Raw genomic sequence first — 23,394 nt, 5'->3', positions numbered from 1 at the left:
TCCATATATTGTTATATCAACATAATATGCATCAAATACCCCCCCCCCATCAGTAAATTTTACACTTGTAGTCAACATCACGCTTAAAAAATTTCACTCAAAAAACAAAAATACGATATAATATCTTGAATTGATGAATATTTATCTGTTCATGTAATTGAGCAAAGCTTGAATGCATACATGTTAAGCACACATTAGCAATCGCAATGCATCGCATGCTCCACAAAGCGGCCGAATAAAAGAAGAACACAAAAAGAATGGGGATTATTATGGCAAAGAACACTCGCCAAAAGCACGCACGCAATCAAGAGTATCGCTCATTTGCAAATGTAAGCGCCGATTTTAACGCATCAACCGCGCGCAAACTGTCACTTAGCGCGCTTACAACAGTTCTTACTGCAGCAACCTGCTTGGGCGGTCAGCCACTACTCGCATCCTCTAATATTCTTCTTCCTCCAACTACAGCGGCTTTTGCATCTCAAGTGCGTAGCACAAGCGATGATCCTACTCCTTGGCTACATACACCAAACATTCTTGAGTATCAGCGCTACCGCTACCAAAATAGCAATGGTGACGCAGGTTACGTGAACACTGACGAAAATCATGATGACTACAACAAGGGCAACTACGACGACTTAAAGAACAAGACGGATATGTATGCGCATGTTAAAACGATAGGAAACGACCAGTACCTAGTCTTCGACGTGTTCTTTAACAACGACGGCAAGTCCATGCTTACATCGTCTAAAAAACAGCAATATGTGTGGCTAGTGCCTTATGCTGTTGCAGATTTAAACAATGGTGCTTATAAAGGCGATACCGTAACTGATTTACGATTTGATTTCTACAAGCGCAATGGCAGTTCACCTCAAACGTATGCAAACCTTTCTCATGATATTAAATTGTTTAATCATGAGGCAAGCAAATCGTTCGATCAGAATTTATTTAACAATGACCATGATTATAATGGCTCTACTTATAAGAATTCATTGAACGTTCGTAACGGAGGAAGTAGAGGACGAGATATATCCGATAACTTCCACGTTAACGAAAGAGATTTAGATGACGCTATTAAGAAGGCTATAGCTCCTGGACCAAGCCCTTATAGCGGATACAATTACGGCATTGGTATAACAACTGTTAATGTTGATTACGCTGTACGCATGCATTGCAAGGTAAAGCTGCGCCAAGGCGTAACAACAGACGACATTCAAAACGCTTTTACTTACGCAAACACAAGCTCTTACGGAAGAAATACACATTCTGCTTACACCTTCATTTCCGGACGAACTCACGACGAAAACTTCCCTCGCACAAAAAGCGATAATTTGCCTCCAAAGCTGTATTTTAATGGCAAGGAGCTTACAGACGACTCCAGTAGCATTACCGTATATCAGGGCGATAAGCAAAAGATTACTTTCGGCACTTCTGACAATAGCGAAAAGGTGACTAGTTTCTCTGTAAAGGGATTCCCGGATAGCATAAATGGCGCAAACTTTGAAAAGAATACAAAGAATAACGAAGACGGTTTTGACGCGACTGAAAAGAATCCTTACAAACACGAAATTAAAGACGTTAAGTTTGAGAACAAGAACGGCAATACGCCAGTAAACTCCGACTACACGATTACTGTTTCCGCAACCGACGCTTCTGGAAACACAGCAGAAAAGAAAGTCACTGTACATCTTAAGAACCTGAACCAGAAGTATCCATCCCCAACAGCCGAGGCACTTACTGTTGATTGGGGTCATAAGCTTACTGAAGCTGATCTCACGAAGCAGATAAAAAATAATGATGGACAAGGTAACAATGGCAATGGCAAGGTGACCTTTATTGAATCACCTTTGCCAAGCACGAATTTGGGTGACGATTATTACAAGTATCCTAATGCTAATAAAGTAAACGTAACTGCAAAAATTACGTATACTGACGGCTCTTATCATTTAGTGCCAATACCTGTAACAGTTAATAAGCCGCTTTCTTTGCAACATAAGCTTAATGGAAATACCGTTAATGCTACTGTTGGCGAAGATCTTAAAAAGGTAAGTGGCAGCAACAAGGTTGACGCTAAGGAATATCTTGGCAAGCTTGACGATGCTGCTAAGAAGAAAATCAAGAGCGCAGAGTGGGTTAATGGCGATCCTACCACGAGCGTTGCAGGAAAGAGAGAGTACACTGCTAAAGTCACGTTTAGCGATGACAGCACAGCGGAAGAAAAGGTCACTTTCACTGTGCGCCCTCAAAAGCCTAAGATTGAGACTGATTTGACTGGTGTTGCAGGCGTAAAGGGCAAGGAAGTTGTAGTTAATGCAGGCCCTGGCACCGAAGGAAGCACTGTAACTCTTAAGGATAACGGTAAGAAGGTAATCGGCACTGGAAAAGTTGGAGCCGATGGCAAAGTTACAATTAAGGTTGCTGACGGCATTCCTGCTGGAAATGTAACTGCCGTAACGTCTACAAATCCTGCAGATCCAACTAAGGAGCAGTCGGTTCAGTCGCCAGTAAGCGACCCTAAGAATGCTACTAAAGACGACAAAGCACCAACATTAACTGGTCCTGAGAATGTTACCGTAAAAGTTGGCGAAGATCTGAAGATTGAGCTTACAGCAAAAGATGATGTAAAGATTGACGACTTCAATATTGCAGCTCCATTATTACAACTTGTAAATAATGATTTTTCACGTTTGAAGATTGAATACCAAGGCAAACAAGATGATCCAAAAAATCGCAAAGTAAAAATTACGATACTCGGCATGAAAGAAAGCGAAATTGGAGAACACGAACTTAAGTTCTCAGTTACTGATGCTGCTGGTAACAAAGTAGAAAAAACTGTAAAGGTAACAGTTAAGAAGAAAGAGGAACTTAAGTCAAGGACGATTACTGTTGACTTAAAACACACGCTAAACGAAGAAGATGCCCAAAAAGCTATTGCCAGCGGAAAAAGCTTAAAAGAGCAGGTGCAAAGTTTGCATGGAGCACTGAAGCTGGCGGCACTCCAGACACTTCCACTGTTGGCAAGGAAAAGGATGGAACAGTTATTGTAACTATTCCTACTAAAGACCCAAAGAATCCTAAAAAGACTGAAACTGTTGTAGTTGACGTTAAGGTAACTGTTAGGGATAACGAAAGTCCTAAAGTTGCGATTCAGCAAAAAGACGGCAGTGACTATAAAGATATTAATATTGAAACTGAATCTGAATCTGGAGGAAAAACATTTATTCAAGTAGCAACTATTACTACGTACCGCGGCGATAAGAACGATATTAAGATTACTGCAACCGATAATAGTGGCAACGTTACAACTCTTACTTTAACGCCTAAAACTCCAGGAGAGACAGAAAAAGCTCCTACTGGAACTGGCACAACTGCAGCTCCTAAGACTTTGACGCTTGACGGCACTACTCCACTAGACATTAAGCCTGGCGAGTATACGCGTACCTTAAAAGCTGTTGATCCTTCTGGCAACACTACTCAGATTACTGTGAAGTTTATTGTTAAGACGCAGGCAAAGAAATATAGCAATATCACAAGCACGCCTGTTACTTACAAGATGAGTAGCGGCACAACGCATCCTAAGCCAGAAGATGGCATTGCGCAAGAAAGCAAGAATAAACTACCTAAGGACGCTACGTATTCTTGGGCTAAGGAGCCAAATTGGAATGAACCTGGCAAAGATACAGCCGCTAAAGTCCGCATAACTTTTGCAGACGGTTCCACTACGGACGTAGATACAAAAGTTACCGTTAAGGACGATATTGCGCCTGTTATTGAGAATCCTGCTACAAATCAGGTAAAACATAACGATAACCAAATGTACTACCAATTTAAGGTACATAAGGGCAATACTTTTGATATTGAAATTAAGTCTTACGATAACAGCGGAAAGATCAAGAGCGCAACAATACCATCATCATTCCCAGGTCATGATGGCAATATCGTTATTGACAATAAAGACGGGAATTCTGCTAATAATCCTGCTACTATTCATATTAATGGCACTGCACAGCGCACAGATCTTAATGTGCCAGAAAATAACAAATGGTCACGCATTCTTACTGTTACCGATAATGCAGGAAAGCAATCCACACTAAATATTCAGATTTCCGTGTACACGGATGCTGAGGAGCACAATGCTACTGCATCTAAAGTTGATAATCCTAAAAATAAAGATGCCATTAAAAATGCTATTAAAATCACTAAATACGACAATCCAAATACGCCAATCAATAAAGACGGCATAACATTTGATGTTGGCGATATTCCTACTAAGGATGGGAATTACACTATTCCTGTAACAATTCATTACAAAGATGGTTCTTCCAGCAAGATTGAAGTGCCTATTGTCGTTACTAAAGAGTCCAATAACTATGACCCTGTTGGTAAGACCATTACAGTTCAATGGAATTCCAAGGAAGATCTTGCAAAGAAGATTAAATCCTTCGGCAAAGATGGCGGACTTACCTGGAAAGACAACAATTCTCCAGCAGGTGCTCCAACAGTAGAAATCGTCAACAAAAACATTCCAAGCACCGATAAGCCTGGCGAAAGCCAAGTGCAGGTTAAGGTTACGTATTCGGATGGCTCTAGTGACGTTGCAACAGTAACTGTTAAAGTTTTGGATCCACAAAACAAGGATTACACGCCAGAAGGCCAAACTATTAAGGTTGACTACAATAAGACGAAGAACACTACCATAGAGGATAGCGTAAAGAAGAATGGCATTAAGCTAAAGAAGAATGGCGCTGACACGACTTTGCCTACTGACGCAACAGTGACCATTGACAGCAATAACACTATTCCAGATGGCACTCAGCCTGGCGATTTTACTGTTCCTGTAACAATCACCTATGGCGATGGTTCAACGGATCACGCAACTGTAACCGTTAAGGTTGGCGAGCCTCAGAATAAGAAGTATGAGCCAAATAAGCCTGATGGAATCAACGTTGGTTATGGTAAAACCAAACCTTCTCATGAAGAAATCACAGCTAAAGTCACTGTTCCAAACCAACCAACTGGTACAACAATTACAGTTGACGATGGTCAAACACCTATCGACACTAAGACCCCTGGAACCGTAAACGTTAAGGTTACTGTTACCTACCCAGACGGTTCAACGGATCACGTGGAAGTTCCTGTAACAGTTGGCGAACCAGATAACGTGACTCACAAGGCTTCTGCAACTCCTATAGAGTTGCATAAAGGCGATAAAAATCCAACAGAGCAACAAATCAGAGATAAAGTTAATACTGGTGTTAGCAGCAGTGAGGGTCAGCCAACCATTACTGTAGATACGGGTAAGATTCCAACTACAGATAAGACTGGCACAACTAACGTTCCTGTTACAATCACATATAAAGACAAAACGTCCACAACTGTGCAAGTACCTGTAATTGTTAAGGATTGGAATAAAGACGAGTACCCTCCAAGCGCTGATCCTGTTGAGGAGCCGTATGGCACTAGTAAAGAAAAGACCAAGGAAGCTATCAAGAATGCTGTGAATGTTGATTTGCCAGAAGACAAAAAGAATGAGTTGACTTTTGAGATTGTTGATGAGAAAACAATCCCAGACGGCACTGAACCTGGCACGAAACCTGTTAACGTTAAGGTGACTTATCCAGACACATCAACAAAAGAAGTTACTGTTTATGTGACTATTAAAAACAAGCAGTCGGATACTTTCGAGCCGAAGGTAACACCTGTTGTTAAGCCGTATGGCACTGATAAAGAAAAGACCAAGGAAGCTGTTAAGAAGGCTGTAACTGTTGATTGGCCAAAAGATTCAAAGAAACAGCCAACAGTCACCATTACCAGCAAAGATGACGATATTCCAGACGGCAAGACTCCTGGAAACTACCCTGTTGAAGTTAAAGTCACCTACCCAGATGACACGACTGACACTGTTGAAGTTCCAGTAACTATTAGCAACAAGCAGTCTGAACTTTACCCACCTAAGGCAGATAGCATTACCAAGAAGAATGGCGAAAAGCCTTCGGATGAAGAAATTATCGGCAAAGTAAGCGTTCCTACTTGGCCAGATGACGAAAAAGATAAGCCAACTTACTCTATTAGCAAGGAAGATGCTAAGAAGATTCCTACTGGAGATAAGGCTGGCAAGTTTGAGGTGCCTGTAACAGTTACGTATCCGGATGATGGATCAACAACTGTTATCAACGTGCCTGTAACTATTAATGCTCCAAAGCCACAAGCGAAAACTGGCATGACTGTGCCAAAGGGCGTGGAACCTAAGCCAGAAGACAGCATTGCTAATAAGGATAAGTTCCCTGATGGCACACAGTTCGAGTGGACCGAAAAACCAGACACGAACACGGAAGGCAACGACATAACAGGCAAAGTAAAGATTACTATTCCTGGGTCTGATACTCCTCAAGAAGTTGACGTAACTGTTAACGTGGTTGACCCAAGTGCATCTGAAGTCAACGTGCCACAGGGCACGAATTTGCCAGACGCTAAGGATGTTATTAATAACACAAGTGGAGACGGAAACAAGTATCCTGATAACACTAAGTTCGATTGGAAGGCTGAAGATAAACCAGTCACCAATAATCCGGGCACAAAGAATGGCAAGATTATTGTTACGATTCCAGGTCAATCCCCTGTAGAGGTGCCTGTAACAGTAAACGTTACGCCAAATCCAGAAACGAATGTTGTTAACGTGAAGGTTGGCGACAAACTTCCAGACGCATCGAAGGGTATTGCTAATAAAGATAAGTTCCCTAAGGGAACCACCTTCGACTGGAAGGATGGCGGGCCAAAGACCGACAAGCCAGTCACCACTACTGGAACTGTGCTCATTCATATCCCAGGTGTGAAAGATCCAGTGGAAGCCACAGTTCCTGTGAACGTAAACCCTGCGCCTATAGCGCAGGACACCACCGTTATTCAGAACAGCGATCCAGATCCTAAGAACAGCATTAAAGACAACGATAAGTTACCTAAGGGAACCACCTTCGAGTGGAAGAAAGATGCTGCTCCAAAGACCGACAAGACTGGTCCTACTACTGGCACTGTGATTGTAAAGATTCCAGGTCAAGATCCTCAAGAAGTGCCTGTAAAAATTACTGTTACAGCATCTCCTGAAGGAAAAGACGTAACCGTGTTGCAAAATACTGACGGCAAGGACAACACTCCTCAGCCAAAGGATGTTATTAAGAATCATAGCGATTTGCCTGAGAATGCTGAGGTTTCTTGGAAGAAGAAGCCTGATACATCAAAGACTGGCAACCAGCCAGGAATTGTGACTGTTACAGTGCCAGGCGAGCCAGCTGTTGACATTCCAGTCAACGTGCTTGTTGTGCCAAATCCAAAAGTCAAGACGGTGAGCGTGCCAGTAAACGCCAATCCAAAGCCAGAAGACAGCATTGCAAACAATGGTGACTTCCCAGATGGCACTACTTTCGAGTGGGAGAAAGGTGCTGCTCCAAATACTGACAAGCCAGGCAATGTTGACGGCACTGTGCTCGTCAAGATTCCAGGCCTAAAAGAACCAGTAAAAGTCAAAGTAACTCTAAAGGTTACAGACAAGCCATTTATCAACGATAGTAGCGCAAAGAATACGCCAGAAAAGCCTGGTAAAACCACTATTACGGGTAATGCAACACCTGGAGCAACTATTACGGTTCAAGATGATAGCGGCAAGACCTTGAAGGACGATAAAGGCAAAGACATAACCACTAAGGTGGACGATAATGGCCACTTTACAGTTGATGTTCCTAAGCAGAATCCTGACACAAAGCTCAAGCTTGTTCCAAGCAAGGACGGCAAGAGTGGCACTCCAGTAGAAGTAACCGTTATTGCAAAGCCAAAAGCTCCTACAATCACCGTTCCTTCGGAAAATAAAGACGGAAAGCCAGGAGACGGAAACGTAACAGTAACGCCTACAAGCGGTGACAGCGCAACAGTTGTTACGATTGTGATTACTGCTAAGCCAAATCCTCTTAACGGCCCAGAGCAGCCAGTTCGCACGATTGTTGTTAAGAAAGGTGACACCGACGGCAAGTGGAAGATTGACGGCCCTTATCCTAGCGGCGTAAAGGTTGATGAAACCACTGGCGAAGTTAAGATTCCAGCAAAAGACTTGGAGGACGGCAGCACGATTACTGCTGTTGCTAAGGATAAGGATGACCACTCTTCGGATAAAGCGGAGAAAACAACTGGCTTTAAGACTCCGCAGATTACCGGACAGTCTATAGCAGACGAGCCAAGCGGCAGCGGTAGCGAAAGCGGTGGAGATCAGGGCGGAAGCCATGGAAGTCAAAAGATTACTGGCAAAACCGATGTTCCAGGCGCAACTATTACTGTTACCGACAAAGATGGAAAGCAAATCGGAACCGGTAAAGCAGATAAAGATGGAAACTTCACTATTACTATCAACAAGCAAACGCCTGGCGCGATTGTAAACCTTACGCCTACAAACGGCGAAGGTGATTTTGCAAAGACTGGAAACACTGTTGAAGTAACGGTTGGCGGAGATATTGCCGTTCCACGCATAGACACGCCTGCAGACGGAAGCGCCACAATAACACCAAATCTTACGGATACGCGCGTAGATAAGGTTGTTATTACGTATACGCCTGAAGGCGACGGAAGCACGCAGCAAACTGTTACAATCACCGTTATCGCCGAGGGCGATATGCGCGTGTGGAAGATTGACGGCACTGCTCCTAACGGCGTAACTGTTGATCCAAAGACTGGCGTTGTTACGATTCCAGCTGCAAACGTTAAAGACGGAAGCACGATTACTGCTGTTGCAAAGAAAAGCGGAGATAGCACTGCTGGAGGCTCGTCTAGCACCGTTACAGGCACGATTGCGCAGCCTGGAGGCAGCGGTAGCGGTAGCGATGATGGTAGCGGTAGCAGCGATGATGGTAGCGATAGCGGCGAAAGCGATAGCGGCACAAACGAAAGCGGAAGTCACACCAATAATGGCAGCAACGCAAACAACACCAACAACGCAAACAAGAATGGCAACAAAAATGACGTAAGCGGCCACAATGGCGGCAATAATCATGGAAACCAATCTCGCAATAGTGGATCTAATAGTGAATCTAGAAGAGGTAAGGGTGCGCTAGGTAATACTGGCGTTGGTGTTGCATTAAGTGCTCTTGCGTCTGCGATGCTTGCTGGCATGGGTGCTGCAGGAAGGGCTGTATCTCGCCGCAAGAAGCGCAACTAGCTAGCACGCGCTAAGTAACTATAAACCAACAAGCAAAGGCCTGGAGCGATTGCTCTGGGCCTTTTCTTACCCGCTTTTTTGAATTCTGCAGCTAACCTGCCTGGGCGCGACGACCTGCATTCGCGCTTAGGTCGCGCTCACGACACGACCTGCCTTTCCGGGTTTTGTACCATATTCCACCTAAATTACGTACAAAACCCGGAAAAAATTCCGCATTTTGTACCATATTTGACCTAAAAATGGTACAAAGTGCGGAACAGCAAGTCGCGCGTGGTTGCGCCAAATGAGGTAGAGATTCGAGATTTTTCGCAGCGGATGAAGCATTTCGCTCGCGCGTTACAGCAAATAGAGAATGTCGTTCGCGCAGCCTAAGCGCGCTAACGTAAATGAGTAAAAAAAAACGCGGTAAAATACCGCGAAAACAAACATATTGTGGGTGATATAGGAATCGAACCTATGACCCCTTCCGTGTGAAGGAAGTGCGCTAGCCGCTGCGCCAATCACCCAAAATTTTTTTAATTATGCGTGAAAGGCAATCCTTTCGAGTGGGCGATACAAGGTTCGAACTTGTGACCCCTTCCGTGTCAGGGAAGTGCGCTACCACTGCGCCAACCGCCCAGGTTGTTTATTAAGCTAACACGCTCAATCGAGGTGGGTACGAGAGTCGAACTCATCTATACGGCTTTGCAGGCCGCTGCCTAACCGCTTGGCTAACCCACCACAAGGCCGATAACTCACCAGACCTAGAGCGGACAACGGGACTCGAACCCGCGGTCTCAACCTTGGCAAGGTTGCGCTTTACCAACTAAGCTATGTCCGCAATGCTTTCTCGCTAACTAATGCCAGTCCGAAGCACGAGTAACTACTATACCAGAAATATTTATAAATTCAAGTCCGCCGCCCGTTGGCGTGTCGAATAGCAAACACTGTTAAATTTTCTACCTAACATTCTTTAAAACTCCGTACCCAATCGCCATCCTTCCCCCATTTTCAACATATTCCCTAATATTTTTTTGCAAACTTGTTTCCGTTGTGACGATATCCTTGACACCATCCTTGGCGCCTTCATCGCCACTTTCCTTGCTACTCTCCTTGTGCACTTCCTTGCGCACTTCCCCACACGCTTCTACATTGTTTTCCTTGCCACAATTTACACCATTTTCACCACGCCCAAAAATCTTGCAATTTTCTCCAAAAACCCAACGCTTATAGTCGTCAGAATACGCAATTCCAAAAACTCGAAACATAGATCTAAATACTCGAATATTCGACTTTTCTGGTAGCAACTTATCTAAAGCAGGATCAAGCAGCCATGATATGCAATAAAAAGTGCAATTCTTTAACTCAGGAATGTACTTATCTATAAACTCATTAGCCAACATAAAACTTATCGTTAAATTTTCTATGCTTAACTTTGCATCAGACGGAATATGTACGCTTACCAGATTTTGCCTTTTGCAAAACTCAAATTCTAATTCACCTAATCTAAATATTTTCATAGAAAGAAGACGTGGAAACCAAAATTCTTCACTAAAAACAAAAGGATACTTGCCAACACGAAACTTCTTAACAAATCTTTTAATAAAACCAAAAGTACTTAAAAAGACTTCATCTTTAATTCCAGCTTGTTCATATCTTCTACGCACCAAAAGAACGCATACCATAAATATTGAAAGAATCCGCATTCCGCTATCATCAGCACAATATTCATTCAATTTTGCAACTGCTAGCTCTTGATTAAACCCGTCATTAAAAAGGTCTTGTATGCAATCCATCAAAACAGAAATATCTATATTTTTAAAAGATTGTACTATTATGCGCGTTAGGCAATCATCAAAATGCAATTCGTTACACAGATTTTCAACATCTTCTGCAGTCTGCGAAATCAGGTATGACTTTTCATCTTCTTTTAACAAATCACACATTTTTACCTCACAATAAGCCTCACAATAAGCCTCACAATAAACTCACAACAAGCCTCACAACAAATCAAAATTAACTTCAAACATCCTTTTCCATGGAAAATCTACATTATTGATTTTCAAAGGAAGCGCTTTTGATAAATTCAACTTGCTATACTCTTTCTGCAACAAGTTTTTAGCTTCGCACTTAGCCCACGCTTCGCATGGCTTTACATCAAAATAATTACCACCATAATTATCAATCCTATTAGCTATATTCCATCGAATATTTGATTGATATAACGCATCTTCGATTATTCTATATGCAATATTTTTCTTTATACTTTTTGAATCAATGCCTAAAATTGCTTGAGATAAAACTGTTCCCAAAGTATTGCAATTTGTATTCCATCCCGCATAACTAATAATTCTGTCTAAAACGTTATTATCATCTAGCAAAGTTAATAATTGCAAATCCCCACCGTTTGAATACGCACTATCGCATAACGCAACTTTCTTACCAGATTCAACTAGCGTGCAGATATGATTAGTAAAATAATTTAAATTTCTATACGTGTCATACGCTACATCATGATTAGATACAGAAAATTCTGCTTCTTGCATAACTTTTCCAGGAGCATTAATCATCAAACAAATGTTGTTTAGTCCACTTAAACCGCTTAAATCACCTAAATCGCTATCTTCCCAATTTTCTAAAAGCCTTGCTCCACAAGCTAAAACATGAGATTTTAGGCTTTCAAACATAGGCCTATCTTCGTAAGAAGGAACTATTGTTGGCCCTAATATAGACGAATACTCAACACTTATAGCAGGCTTTATTCTATGCGATTTACAAAACGCTCTTGCAAGCAGAGTCATGCCAACTTCATCTGATCCAGGATACATAGCAACTCTACTGTTTAACCTCTTAGAATAAACAGCTGATTGAAGTCTTCTTTGAGATACTGCAGTATATCCGTATGGACTAGAATCGTCTTGTGGAAAAATAAGATAATCAATAGTATTATTTGCTACTAAATCAAGAATTGATATATTAATACTAAGATTTTTATCACGACGATTTTCATAATCATCAATAACATATTGAGGAATATCAAAAGATTCTAACTCTTTCTCCTGCGATTGTGTTAGATCATTGCATCTAATCTTTTTATCACTCAGATATGCTCTTAAATAAAGACTCCTGCCATATTCTGCGTAATAATCAGGCTCCTCATCGCTGCTGTTATACGCAGGCGCGCGCATAACAGTGCAAAAAACAAATAAAGTCATATTTGGATTAACTTTTTTGAGCTTTTCTAATACGCGCAGGCGACTTTGCAAACAATCGCTTTGTAAATTATGTACTCTTGAAGGAACCAATCCCCCATACACAAGCATGTCTGCAGATATTATAGCAATATCACATTTTTTGGCGTTATCCATCAAGAAATCAACTATTCCATTAATATCTGCAGACTGTTTTTTATTACCTAATAATTCTAACGGCACATTTACAAGGTCAAAATCACTACTTTTAGCTAAAAGCTCTGGGAACTTATAGTTACAAGGTCGCTCGTCTAATGGAAGAAATAAGACTTTCATTTTAACCTTTCAACCCACCTTCTTGTAATCCTTTGTAAAGATGCTTTTGGAATAAAGCAAAGAATACAACTATAGGAACAAGCGATATTATTGCACCAGCCGCAACTAATCTAGGATCCGTATAGAACGTTCCTTGTAAACGATTCAAGCCAACAGTAAGCGTATATTTATCGTCATCGCTTAATGCAACCAATGGCCACAAGAAGTCGTTGTAGCTTCCAACAAATGATAATATTCCAATAACAGTAAGCGTTCCTTTTACCTGTGGCAATGCTACATACACGAATCTTTGCCAAATATTCGCTCCATCTACTTTTGAAGCTTCTAGTAAATCTTGCGGAACAGATTTAAACGCATTTACCATAAGCAATACGTTTAACGGGCCAATCAAACCAGGCAAAGCCAAACCAAACAGAGTATTCGTTAATCCCATACCTTTTACTAGAAGGAATGTAGAAACAAGAATACCTTCGCATGGCATGATGATTGCTGCAACAAAAAGCAAATAACCGATTTTACTAAACTTAAACTTTAAGCACCCAAAAGCATATCCAGCCATTGAGCATCCGATTATATTCCCCAAAACATTCATTGCTACAACAATCAAGGTATTGCACAAATAGTGAAGTATAGGAACTGTTCTAAATGCTTTTACAAAATTTTGCACTGTAAAATCATGCGGAATCAAATACGGAGGCATTGCAAAAACATTGTCATTAGGGCCCTTAAATGCTAGTGCAATTTCCCATACTAATGGACCAGCTAGCAATATGAACACTAATACAAGAATGCAATATTGAACTATCGTTCCGATTCTAACGCGATGAGTGTTATTAGTTTTCATCTCCAGCACCCCTGTGAACAAATATTTGCTGAATAACTGTTATAAAACCAACAATAATTAACAGAACAACGCTTATTGCGCTAGCATAGCCAGTACGAGCACTCAATCCTGTTCCTTCTTGCTGAATCAGCATTGTCATTGTTATGTCTTTTCCGCCTATTCCGCCTGTACCACGAGTAATTACATACACCTCGTTAAACACTCGGAATGCTGCTACAGACGAAAGCATCATTATTAGAGTCATTGTGGATCTAACTCCTGGTACTGTAATGCAGAAGAATTTGCGCATTATTCCAGCTCCGTCTATATCGGCAGCTTCGTACAATGATTTATTTATGTTAGCTAAAGCTGCTAAATAAATAATCATGTAATATCCAAGACCTAACCATATTGTTACAAACATTGCACTAAAAATTGTTAGCCATCTGTCTGTAAGGAATGGCAATGGCCCTGTTACTACGTGAATCATCTGTAGAATGGAATTAACTAATCCCCTTGTATCGAGCAAGTTAGTCCAGATAAGCCCTATTACCACTGCAGACAACACTACTGGGAAGTAGTAGGTTGTTCTAAAGAATCCTATTATTTTTGAATCTTTACTCACTAAAGCAGCAAGTATAAGAGGCAAAATAATCATAAACGGCACAACGCATACTGTGTATAAAGCAGAATTGAAAATAGCAGTTACAAAACGACTATCGCCAAATAGTTTTACGTAATTTGCAAATCCAACATTGTGCCCAGGTATAAGCATTCTAGCGTTTGTAAAAGATCTTAAGATGGTGTTTATAAACGGATAAATGCAAAACAATATAAGTATGATTAAAGCTGGCAGAACAAATAACCAAGATATGCACCCATCTTCGTTAAATTTTTTACGGAAGATGCCCCGAGGGGCAGGAGCCGCATTACTGCGACTCACTGCCGACTCGGTTTGTGGATTATTCATAGGAGAAATCATTACTTTAACCTGTCGTTTAGTGCAGCAACTGCTTTATCAAGTGCTTCTTTAACTCCCTTTTCTCCTTGAATTGCCTGAGTTAATTCAGGAGATAGATAGTTTACACCGTCAGTATCGGAAATCTCTGGTGGGAAGTTTGCAACAGTACCATTGTCAATTTCTTCCTTAGCAACTTTAAGAACCTTGCCTTCTATAGTAGATTCGTCAATGCTCTTAAAGAATGGATCATCCATTGCGCCAGCTGCAGAAGGATAAGTATTTGACTTCTTAGAAAACTCAACTTGATTCTTCTTGTTTGTTAAGAAGTTAGCGAGTTTCAAAGCCATTTTCTTATTCTTTGTTTGAGAATTTACTGCCATTAGCATTGGGTTAAGTGTATTCTTCTTGTTTGTTGCCAATGGTGCTACATCAAGTTGCTTATAGACTTGCGGAGCATTTGCCTTAAATGCGGCAACAGAAGAAGTTGAATCAAGCATATACGCTATGTTTCCTTGGAAATATAGTTTCTCTGCGTTAATTATGTTTGCGTTCATTCCATCTTTAGGAATAGCACCCTTCTTATAAAGATTTGCATAATGCTGAATATACTCAACACCCTTGCTAGAGTTAAAGGTAAACTTTGATCTGTCTTTACTCAAGAAGTTAACACCATACTCTTCAAACTGCGAAGGGAATACGTATGGAACAGCAATCATGTAGCTCTTACCACCGCATTTTTCATTAACCGTATTTGCCTGATCGAATAAATCATTGTAGGTTTTTGGCGGCTTATTAATGTCTAGACCGCAGTTAGCAAAAACATCCTTGTTCAAATAAGCAACATCAATATTTAAGTACCACGGGAATCCATAGACTCCTTCGTCAATACCATTGCCCGAGAATTTAGATCCATCCCAAACCTGAGGCAAATAGTCCTTGGCCATTCCTGCAGCTTCTTTACTAAGATTCAGCAACGCTCCAGACTTTGCAAGATTGTATGCTTGCTGTTCGTTAACATTTACAATATCTGGCAATTGACCAGCTGCAGCATCCGTAGATAACTTTGAATCATAGTTTTCTGCAGGCTGATCGACCCACTTGACTTTTACTCCAGGATTTTCTTTTTCAAACTCACTAATAAGTTTTGTAAAATATGGAGTGTAAGTATCGTTCTTAAGGTTCCAAGTTTGGAACGATACTGTAGAAGATTCGGAATTATTTGCAGAAGAACCGCATGCGCATAACGATAGTGCGGCTGCGATTGAGACGCATCCAGCAATAACACCTTTACCAATAGCATTCATAATGTTTCTCCTTTGAAATCAATTTATGTATTAACAGTTACGTATTAGCAATATCTAGTTGGAAAATGTATGTAATTAATTATTTCCCTCCTTTTTTATATCGTCATTGTGATTGCCGATAAGAGCTGCTCCTAACGCACCAAAAAACACCTCTTGATCTGCAATCACTAGACGATTAGATATATTTAATGAGGACAAAAATGGCGATTTTGTCTCAAGTCCACCAATAACTTTTTGTATATCCTTTAATAAAATTGTTCCTATCTTGCTTATGCCACCGCCGATAACAATAATTTTTGGGTCAAAAGTTACTGTGAGCATTTGTATTGTGCTTACAAGCGTGAATATGAATTTATGCCAGACTTTTTCAGCCTTTTCATTTTTATTGGAGACTTCTCTTAGTAACGATGCAATAGGATATCCATTTTTGGTAGGCCACATTTGCGCTAAAGCGCTTCCAGATATTATTGTTTCTACACACCCACGCTGACCGCATGGGCACATTGCACCATTTTTGTCTGCAACTATGTGTCCTATCTCTCCCGCAATCCCAGTTGAACCGTGGAAAAGCAACCCATTAATAACTACTCCTGCCGAAACACCAGTGCCTAAATTCAAGAACACTAAGCTGCTTGAATTTGCTCCATAATAATGGTATGCACCAAAGGCTGCAGCATTAACATCGTTATCAATGTAGGCATTTATTCCAAATCTATTTAAGATTTCAGATTTGAAATCTAGATTATGCGATCCCAAATTCACCGATTCACATACGCAACCAGTGTTTTGATTCACTAATCCAGGTACTCCAATACCGATACTTAAATCAACTTCCTTTCCATATATATTGTTAACTTGCTTAATCACTTTTGATATGAGATTACACACCTCATCAACGATTTCTTTTTCTCCTTGATGAGTAGACACTTGAGAATACGCAATAGGCTTATTGTGCGTGTCGAAAGCTGCACACAGCACCTTTGTGCCACCAACATCTACACCTATACGTATTGGCGAATCAAGTGCCATAATAAACTCCTTACAATTACCTCTACCTTGAAGTAAAGTCCATATTTATTGGATTAAGTACAATTATTGCACTAAAAAATAAAAAAGCAATACCGTTTATAATATTTATCAAAAAACATTGAAAATAAAGGCGTTTCGCAATATAACTTATTAATACAAAAAACGTAAATTCAAAAAAATAATTTCTAAAAACATCTTTTAGTATATGTTCCAAACTATATATTTATCTGATAATATGTAACATATAAAAATAAAAGGGCTTGAAGATGGGATGCAATATGGAAGATACCCAAATACCCCAGTCGATGATAAATCAGCTGATGACGGTTTCTCAAAAAACAATACCCGCAGACGCAAGAATAAATAATAGAATGTTAGTATTCAATTATTTATTCCCAAAGCAAATACTCTCTAGAGCAATGCTTGTAAGAAAGACCGAACTTTCAAAAGCATCAATCTCTACCGTTGTATCTGAAATGCTAGATGACCACATGCTTATAGAAAGTGGGCATGAATCAAAAATAGAACGTGGTAAAAGAGGAACATTACTAGAAGTTGATGCAACTTATTGGAATATTATAGCTATTGACATTTCTCAACCATGCTTAATACAAGGCGCAATCCTCAACCTATGCGGAGATATATTAAAACGATCAGAAATATCACTATACAAAAACACAGATGTTAGCGCAGACAAAATAGTTGAATTGTGCAAAACTCTTATAAAGCAATCAAACAATAATATATTAGGGATAGGCATTGCTGTTCCTGGAATTGTAGACAACAACGGAAAAGTTATACGTTCATTAAATCTTAAGTGGGAAAATATAAATCTTAAAGAAGAATTAAACAAATATTTTGACTGCCCTATTATTATTGACCACGATACAAATAGCGCACTTCTAGCAGAAAGATTTTTCGGCAACGGAGTATCAAACACTATATTTATACAATTATCACTAGGCGTTGGAGCATCTATATTAATAAATGACGCAATAATTACTGGCATAAACAATTCTGCAGGAGAAATCGGTCATATAACCATTGACCCTAATGGCCCAACTTGCACATGTGGAAAAAAGGGATGTTTAGAAACATATATATCTGCAGAAATATTGCATAAAAAAATGTTCACATCTAATCAAGCAAGAATAGACATACTAACAGAAGCTGGACATTATTTAGGAAAAGCTCTTACAACAACTATTAATCTTTTAGACTTAACAGATGTTGTTATTTATGGACCATCCGACATTGTAAACAAAGTCTTTATAAGCGCCACGGAAGAAGCCATACAAGAGTACGGCCCTTATAATCCAAAACATTCGTGCACAGTAAGACGCTGCACATGTAATAACGACATAACTCTTATTGGAGAATGCATTTCTGTTATTCAAAACAGAATTATGCATCTTTAATATACGAAAATATACCAATATTCACCAATAAAAATCTTTAATCATATTGTATGTATTAAAAGATAAAACTTAAACAAAAATAGCAAAGAAGCATTAATCATGGATATAAAAGAATCAACAATCATACTTGTGCCTTATCCACAAAAATTAGAAATTACAGGAAATGACTCCACAACTCTTCCAGAGTCAAGCTATATTAGTTTCAAAAATATTAAACCAGATACAAGAATTACTACTGCTGGAAAACAGTTATGCGTAGACTTAAAAAATCAATTTAATTTTGATTGGAATGTTAGCTACGGGGATGGCTATAAAAGCGCCATAAATGTATCAATAAACAAAGATCTTTGCGCACAAGAATATAAAATTTATACGTCATTAGCAAATAATCAACCAAGAATAAATCGTGCAATAATCACTGTAGAAGCTAAAGACATTCAGAGTATTTGTTTTGCAATACAAACTATAAGACAGTTAATTAAACAATTTGGAACAAGTATGCCTTTAATAGAAATTGAAGACTTTCCAAAAATACCAGTCAGAGCATACTCTTACGACGTTTCAAGAGGTAGAATACCTAAGCTTTCTTGGCTAAAGATTTTGGTAGATCAATTGTGCTTATACAAATATAACCAACTACAGCTTTATGTTGAGCATACTATTGATTTAGAAAATACTATTGAATCGTGGATTAAGCATACCCCACTTACATGCAGTGAAATTATTGAACTGGACGAATATTGCTACAACCGAGGAATTGAGCTTGTTCCTACTATGGCAACTTTTGGTCATATGTACGAAGTTTTAAGAAGTACGTCTTATAAAAATCTTGGCGAATTCCCTAGCCAATCACAAAGGCCGTTTAGCTTTGTAGAAAGAATGCTGCATCACACATTTAATCCTGTAAACCCACAAACAATACCATTCATAAGTAAAAGAATTAAAGATTATGCAGCATTATTTAGATCAAATAAATTCAACATTGGTGCAGATGAAACCTTTGATCTTGGCTGCGGAGAAAGCAAAGAAATTGCGCAAAAAGATGGCGTAGCAAACCTATATTCATCTTACGTTCAAAAATTATGCAATACGTTACAAGAAATAGGATCACAGCCAATAATGTATGCAGATATTGCATTAAAACATCCAAATATGTTATGCGCCATTCCAAAAAATGTTATTTTTGCAAACTGGAATTATGCAGCAAACGTTACAGAAGATAGTGTTAAATTAATACGTAATCAAAACGCACAGCAATACGTATGCCCTGGAACACAAACATGGAATAGGCTAATACCAGATTTTGATTGTGCAATTAGCAACATATCCAAAATGTGTAAATATGCTCACAAAAATAATGCTTGTGGATTATTACTCACAGACTGGGGAGATTATGGTCATATAAATGACCCAATTCTCTCTTTGCCTTATTTGATTATGACTGCTCAATACTCATGGGGATCTAGCAAGATAAGTAAAAACAATGTAGAACACGATTTTGCAGATATCAATTCGCTAAATACCTTATTAAAAGATATAAGCAATATTCTTACTGATAATGTTTGCCCTCAATTATGCAATATTCTTCAAGAATCATCACACTCACAAGCATTTAGCTGGTCAGACGCGGTGCAGTTTAAAGAGCTTGATGATAATGGCAATTCAAACAAAGATGTTTTATTCTTATTAGGATTCAAAAAAGACATATCTCTAAAAGAAGCAAGAAAACAGTTTTTGACTGATAGAAATCAACAAATATTAAATGCAGAAAAATACAACAACACATTGTACAAATGCATAAATGATCTTTATAAAACGTACTCTTGCTCCAAATGCTACACACTCAAAGAAAGAATAAATAAAGACTTTATAAACACAACAATTTTAAGCATTCAAGGCCAGCAAATACTTAACAGCCTTGGATTGTATATTCTTAACGCAAGCGCAGAATATTCAAATAGCAGCAGTAAAATAAGCAAAGACCAAGTAGCTTACTTTGTACAGACTATAAACAATTGGTTTGTTCAATATGCAAATAGGTGGAATTCTATAGGAAAATCTGCAGACTTGTACAGGATTCGACAAGTTTTTGATTGGCACATAGATTGGCTGCTAAAAAATTCCAATTAAATATATTACTTTTTATTACTGTTTATTATCCTATGACTATTTTATGAAAATTATAAATACAAGATGAAGGCTTTTATGAATAACACAAACTGCTCAATCAACGAACAAGCAATTCTAGACTCTGGATTAAAAATATCTAACATATTCGATGTAAAACATAGAGTTTTAGGAAGATATAATAATGTAAAAAATCCTTGTGGAAACAAAAAATACTATTCAACTTATTGGACTGGAAGCGGCGTTGAATTTTTGTATTCAGGAAACTCACTAAAACTTGTAATTGAGTCATCTTACACACAATATGAACCTTGGGTAAGCGTAGACATAGATGGATGCCAAATAAGCAAACAAGCACTTAACAATGGCATTAACTTAATCCAATTGTCTAACGATTTAGAAGATAACAAATATCATAAAATACGTTTGCTAAAAGAAACACAGTTTATGCACGAAGACCCAACCCAAACTTTTGTTATAGAAAAAGTCATATATGATGGAACTTTTAGGAATCCAGAAAAACCATCTTTAACCCTTGAATTTATAGGAGACAGTATAACAAGCGCAGAAGGAGCATGCGCGAATGCGAGTATACAGAAATATTGCTCTGCCATTTTTAGCGCTTGGAATGGATACCCTAGAATAGTGTCAGACGCCTTAAATGCAGATTTTAGCGTAATATCTCAAGCAGGCTGGGGAATAGTTTGCAACTGCGAAAATAATCCTAATTGCACATTAACAAATATATACTCAAAAATTTGTAAACCTGCTCAAGGGAGAAACATTGAATTTGGTTGCAACGATAGCTATAAACCAGTAATCAACACTGATTTTATTGTTATAAATCTTGGAACAAACGACGCCACAGCTTGCCTTGCAAACGAGTGGGAAGACCCGAAAACGCATAAAAAATTCAAGTTAAGTTTAGATAAAAATGCTCTAAACTCAAGCGAAAATGACTTCTTAGATAATGAGTCTGCAAAGATAGTTAAAAACGGCGTAAATAACCTATTAGAAACAGTTAGAAAGATTAACCCAGACTCAACAATAATTTGGTGCTATGGGATGCTTGGAAATAGGCTGGAGAATCTTATTAAACAATCCATTAATGATTTCTGCAATAAAACGAGCGACAAGAAAATATTCTATATTGAATTACAAAATACTAGCGATAATAATCTTGGCGCATGCAGTCACCCTGGAAAAATAGCACATAAAAATGCTGCGCAAATCTTAATCAATAAAATAAAACAGTTGATGTAAAGGATGACAATCAAAAAAGAAAGTATGCATTACAGGTTTATGTAGTCGCTCCGACCTGCCTTAGCGAAAACACACTACATGAAACCGCAAATCTTCCGCATTTTGTAGTTATAATCAGCGCATTAAGCAACAAAATAAAAGCCGCAACGAAAAATCCACTGCGGCTTTTATTACTTATAAACCTTTCTAAAATTTTCAACAATGCCTAATACTCTGCAATTTAACAATTACATAACAATTACAGTTAAATACGGCAATAAATAATTTATTTACTAAAATACCTGACTACAATACCTAACTCTACTACGCCTCATCTTTCTCAACGTGCGAATGGCTATAAATCATCTTCATAGAGAAGATGAAAATAACCATAGCTGCAAGAACGATAATTCCGCCTATCATAAACACGTTTGCATATGTGGAAGCAAGGCCGCTTGCTGTTCCAAACATAGATCCTCCGCTCATCGAGCCATTGGCCATAAGCTGTCCGAATAACGATACACCAATCGAACCAGTAATAGCTTGAAGCAAATCATTAAATCCTAAAGCTCTACCAGATTCTTCAGGTTCTACTGTCAAAGTTGCAGTATCAACAATTGGCTGGTAGAAGAATGAAGTGCCAAAGTAGTAGATGCACGGAGCAACAGCAAGCGCCCAAACCTGGCCTGCAGGAATCAAAATAGCTATCGCAATCAAGCCGCATCCCATGCACGCAAGAGCAAGAATTACCGAAGCTTTGCGTCCAATCTTTTGAATAATAGGACCAGCAACAAATCCCATAATCGCAGCTAAGATGATTGACCAAACAAGCCAATTAGACACTTGGGAAGAATCAATCTTATAAACATTTAATCCAATAGCATTGCATCCTGCATTCAAAGTGTAGCTAAAGAAGTATCCAACAAAGATTACAACCATAGTCATTGCAAATGCTGGATTTGTAAGCATCTTAGGTGTAATGAATGGGTTCTTAGCCTTATTTATATAAACAACAAATGCGATTAACGTCACCACGCAAGCAGCAAGCCAGAAATAATTCATATCTGTAAAGAACATAGTTACAGATGCTGCAAATAGACCTATAAGCGCAAAGCCAATAACATCAATCCTTGCGCCCTTGCAATGTTCATCTGGCAGATTCTTACGCAATACTGGCAGCAAGAACACTGCCAACACGCCAATGCCAAACAGAATTCTCCAATCAACTAGGGTCATATATCCTGCAAGGAACACACCTAAAGCGGCAGCAGCACGGAATACTGCAACAAATATTCCGTACCAAATAACTCGCTTCTTCTTTTCTACATACTTAGAAACCAGCACCAAGAATATAGAGCCAGAAACTTGCCATCCAGCAGATTGTAAAATCCTAGCAATAATTACAATCCAAATATTAAGATGACCAAAGCATCCAAGAACCGATGCAGCAACAAACACAACAGTTCCTAATGTCATCATCTTCTTTAGCGACACAAAATCACCAAGCGAACCATAAATAACGCACACAATACCCAAGACAATTCCTGGCAAAGACGTGATTAATGGAGCAAGGTTTGCTTGTTTTAGCTGGTCTCCAATATTTACGTAAATCATTCCAAAAGCCTGCTGCTGCAATACGCCAAGAGTAAAAATAGCGAGCACAACAGGAATTGCAACTTTTGCCATTTTATTCATTTTTGCGAACTCTTCAGTTCCCTCTTCAGGAACTGGAATGCCATTAGTTCGCTCACTGACTTCAACTTTAGTCATGGCTATTCCTTTCTTCTATTC

Annotated in this window: 10 protein-coding genes, 4 tRNA genes and 1 pseudogene; 4 read left to right on the top strand and 11 right to left on the bottom strand. The window is 39.1% G+C overall.

The features are described from left to right. Window positions 1-269 precede the first annotated feature (269 nt). Window positions 270-9,193 (top strand): annotated as a pseudogene (locus tag D0T20_RS01985) (Rib/alpha-like domain-containing protein). A 433-nt stretch (window positions 9,194-9,626) separates the two neighbouring features. Here D0T20_RS01985 and D0T20_RS01980 read toward each other — a convergent pair. The 10 genes from D0T20_RS01980 to D0T20_RS01935 form a co-directional block, all read right to left on the bottom strand. Continuing rightward, window positions 9,627-9,699 (bottom strand) — tRNA-Val (locus D0T20_RS01980). 40 nt (window positions 9,700-9,739) lie between these two features. Continuing rightward, window positions 9,740-9,811, bottom strand: a tRNA-Val gene (locus D0T20_RS01975). Between the two features lie 31 nt (window positions 9,812-9,842). Next, window positions 9,843-9,913, bottom strand: a tRNA-Cys gene (locus D0T20_RS01970). A 27-nt stretch (window positions 9,914-9,940) separates the two neighbouring features. After that, window positions 9,941-10,013, bottom strand: a tRNA-Gly gene (locus D0T20_RS01965). A 118-nt stretch (window positions 10,014-10,131) separates the two neighbouring features. Next, window positions 10,132-11,118, bottom strand: a complete 987-nt coding sequence (locus D0T20_RS01960; protein WP_116438241.1) for an acyltransferase domain-containing protein — start codon at window positions 11,116-11,118, stop codon at window positions 10,132-10,134. A 54-nt stretch (window positions 11,119-11,172) separates the two neighbouring features. Further along, window positions 11,173-12,699 (bottom strand): DUF4127 family protein, encoded by a 1,527-nt coding sequence (locus tag D0T20_RS01955; protein WP_116438240.1) that lies wholly within the window; start codon window positions 12,697-12,699, stop codon window positions 11,173-11,175. 1 nt (window position 12,700) lies between these two features. Then, window positions 12,701-13,543 (bottom strand): carbohydrate ABC transporter permease, encoded by an 843-nt coding sequence (locus D0T20_RS01950; protein WP_016635532.1) that lies wholly within the window; start codon window positions 13,541-13,543, stop codon window positions 12,701-12,703. Then, window positions 13,533-14,504 carry a carbohydrate ABC transporter permease gene (locus D0T20_RS01945; RefSeq protein ID WP_004131799.1) on the bottom strand — a complete coding sequence of 324 codons (972 nt, stop codon included), beginning with the start codon at window positions 14,502-14,504 and terminating at the stop codon, window positions 13,533-13,535. The genes D0T20_RS01950 and D0T20_RS01945 overlap by 11 nt, the downstream gene beginning before the upstream one ends. Then, the gene (locus D0T20_RS01940) at window positions 14,504-15,787 is read right to left on the bottom strand and encodes an ABC transporter substrate-binding protein (RefSeq protein WP_016635534.1); all 1,284 of its coding nucleotides are present in this window, start codon (window positions 15,785-15,787) and stop codon (window positions 14,504-14,506) included. Before D0T20_RS01940 ends, D0T20_RS01945 begins: the two co-directional genes overlap by 1 nt. Window positions 15,788-15,862: 75 nt before the next feature. Then, window positions 15,863-16,816: an ROK family protein gene (locus D0T20_RS01935; protein ID WP_116438239.1), complete on the bottom strand. Its 954-nt coding sequence runs from the start codon at window positions 16,814-16,816 to the stop codon at window positions 15,863-15,865. Window positions 16,817-17,094: 278 nt separating this feature from the next. Between D0T20_RS01935 and D0T20_RS01930 the strand changes: the two genes are divergently transcribed. The 3 genes from D0T20_RS01930 to D0T20_RS01920 all read left to right on the top strand — a co-directional run bounded on the left by D0T20_RS01930 (window position 17,095) and on the right by D0T20_RS01920 (window position 21,624). Next, window positions 17,095-18,234: an ROK family protein gene (locus D0T20_RS01930; protein WP_016635536.1), complete on the top strand. Its 1,140-nt coding sequence runs from the start codon at window positions 17,095-17,097 to the stop codon at window positions 18,232-18,234. Window positions 18,235-18,333: 99 nt separating this feature from the next. After that, window positions 18,334-20,364, top strand: a complete 2,031-nt coding sequence (locus D0T20_RS01925) for a family 20 glycosylhydrolase (RefSeq protein WP_116438238.1) — start codon at window positions 18,334-18,336, stop codon at window positions 20,362-20,364. Window positions 20,365-20,439: 75 nt separating this feature from the next. Further along, entirely contained in the window at window positions 20,440-21,624 is a 1,185-nt protein-coding gene (locus D0T20_RS01920) for an SGNH/GDSL hydrolase family protein (RefSeq protein WP_230472059.1), read from the top strand. 303 nt (window positions 21,625-21,927) lie between these two features. Here D0T20_RS01920 and D0T20_RS01915 read toward each other — a convergent pair whose 3' ends face one another. Further along, window positions 21,928-23,373, bottom strand: coding sequence for an MFS transporter (locus D0T20_RS01915; protein WP_116285565.1), 1,446 nt, complete (start codon window positions 23,371-23,373; stop codon window positions 21,928-21,930). Window positions 23,374-23,394: the final 21 nt, after the last annotated feature.

The sequence above is a fragment of the Gardnerella piotii genome (genome assembly GCF_003397585.1).
In the GTDB taxonomy this organism is placed as follows: domain Bacteria; phylum Actinomycetota; class Actinomycetes; order Actinomycetales; family Bifidobacteriaceae; genus Bifidobacterium; species Bifidobacterium piotii.
This window is presented reverse-complemented; position numbering and strand designations above follow the sequence as displayed.